This is a genomic window from Neisseria sp. P0021.S005, assembly GCF_051956955.1.
The window spans coordinates 1-2,349 of record NZ_JBQCWY010000472.1 but is presented as its reverse complement, the minus strand read 5'-3'; the positions used below and the strand labels follow the sequence as shown (position 1 = coordinate 2,349).

The 2,349-nt window shown below is 47.5% G+C and carries 2 protein-coding genes; one reads left to right on the top strand and one right to left on the bottom strand.

What is annotated here, in order from left to right; all coding sequences use genetic code 11:
- A partial coding sequence (locus tag ACTHUE_RS15735; RefSeq protein WP_440423954.1) for a M61 family metallopeptidase occupies positions 1-1,322 on the bottom strand: 1,322 nt, incomplete at its 3' end.
- A 332-nt stretch (positions 1,323-1,654) separates the two neighbouring features.
- On the opposite strand from ACTHUE_RS15735, the gene ACTHUE_RS15730 reads away from it, so the two are divergent.
- A partial coding sequence (locus tag ACTHUE_RS15730; protein WP_440423953.1) for a cbb3-type cytochrome c oxidase subunit I occupies positions 1,655-2,349 on the top strand: 695 nt, incomplete at its 3' end.

The window sequence follows — 2,349 nt, the reverse complement described above, 5'->3', positions numbered from 1 at the left end:
CTGTATAAGGCCGTCTGAAAGAAGGTTTCTAAATCTAAACCGGTCATTTCTTGGCAACGGGATTGCCAGTGTTTTTCGGGTATGCCTTGATGGGTGTTGCACCAATCGAGATAGTGTTGCTGCATCACGCTGTCGAGGGTGTATTTGCCTTGGCTTTTCTCACGGATGATGAGGTCGAGGCAAAGTGCGGCCAGTGCGCCTTTTTGATAGTAGCTGACGATGGCGTTGGGGCTGTTTTCGTCTTGTTTGTAGAACTTGTCCCATGCGCTGAAACTGGATTGGGCAAGTGTTTGTTTCAGACGGCCTTGTGTCTGCTGGACGCGTGTGATGCCTTGTGCAAGCAGGGTAAGGTAGGCTTCGGGGCTGATGGTTTTGCTTCTAGCAAGAAAGAGGTCGTCGTAGTAGGAGGTAATGCCTTCAAATGCCCAAAGTTGCTCGGTATAGTTTTCTTGGTCGAGATTGTAAGGTGCGAAGACAGCCGGTTTGATGGATTTGACGTTCCATGCGTGGAAGTATTCATGGGAGAATAGACCGAGTAATTCGGTATAGGCTTTGTCGGCTTCGCCCATATCGTAAGATGGCAGACTGTGGCGGTCGGCAAGAAGGGCGGTGCTGCTGATGTGTTCCAGTCCGCCGTAGAGGTTGTCTCCCAGATGTAGTAGGAAAAGGTATTCGGTAAACGGGGCAGGGGAAGGGAACATCGCCAACTCGGTTTCGCAGATTTTTTGAATATCGGCGAGGAAGCGGGTGAGGTCGAAATCGGGGTAGATACCGCTTAATGCAATACGGTGGGGAATACCTTGTGCTTCAAAGTCGAGGAATTCGATGATGCCTGTTTCAACAGGGTGATCAATAAGCTCGGCATATGAGGCCGTCTGAAAAGTGGTCGCCGAAATTTGTGGCAGGGTTGTGGCTATCTGCCATGTGTGTGGCAGGGTAGGAAATTCGACTTGGTGCGGTTGTTCCTCTTGTCCGTGCACTTTTAAGAATAGGCACGCGCCATCAAAAAAGCCGCGCTCGGTACTGAGGAATGAGCCGCGAACAGACAAGTCGAATGCGTAGACGGTGTAGTAAATTTCCCACGCTCCATTGAGGGCAGGGGTTTGCCAATAGTTTTTGCTGGTTTGTGTCAGTGGCTGGGCTTTGCCGTTGCAGCACGCGTTGATGTGTGTGATGTGGCGGGCAAAGTCACGGATGAGGTAGCTGCCGGGAACCCAGTTTGGCAGGCTGATTTCTGTTTCATAATCATTAGGTTGAGTGAATGATAAGGTGATGTGCCATTCATGAGACAGAAAGTTGGGGGTAATTTTGTAATTAATCATGGCTATTGGTTAATTTGCTAAAGTTTATTAAGAATAAGGGGGTTTAAGGGGTGGGCTTAATCTATATCAATAAAACTGTATGAAAAAGGGGGCTTGAAAAAATACCACGTCTGATTTAATGCGTATGTTTTAATAATTTATTGATTATAAAAGAAATGAATTTATGTCTTACTAAATATTTTATGCAATGTGGAATGTAATTTTGCTTGGCATGTTGTGGTGTCTATGTTAAATTTAGAAAAATTTGAGCCTTGGCCGTATTGCGCTTTTCGTAAATGCAGGGGTTGGGGTGAGATAAAAATTTTTTATACCCATAATTTATGGAGACTTCCATGGACACACAAACTTATAACTACAAAGTGGTGCGCCAGTTCGCCATCATGACTGTAGTTTGGGGTATTGTGGGCATGTTGGTCGGCGTTATCGTCGCTGCCCAGCTTTTTGCTCCGGCCCTCGATTTATCCAATATCGGACCTTGGTTCCACTTCGGTCGCCTGCGTCCTCTGCACACCAATGCGGTTATTTTTGCATTCGGCGGTTGCGGTTTGATCGGTACATCATACTACGTTGTTCAACGTACATGTAATACCCGTCTGTTTGGCGGTTGGCTGCCTGCATTTACCTTCTGGGGTTGGCAGGCTGTTATCGTGGCTGCGGCCATCAGCTTGCCTATGGGTTACACCCAAGGTAAAGAATACGCCGAGTTGGAATGGCCTATCGACATTTTGATTACGCTGGTGTGGGTTGCCTACGCCATCGTATTCTTCGGTACGATTGCCAAACGTAAAATCAAACATATTTACGTTGCCAACTGGTTCTACGGCGGCTTTATCTTGGCCGTTGCGCTGTTGCACATCGTCAATAATATCAGCATCCCTGCCGGTTTGATGAAATCTTACCCGGTTTACGCAGGTGCGATTGATGCGATGGTTCAATGGTGGTACGGCCACAATGCGGTGGGCTTTTTCCTGACAGCCGGCTTCTTGGGTATGATGTACTATTTCGTACCAAAACAAGCAGGCCGTCC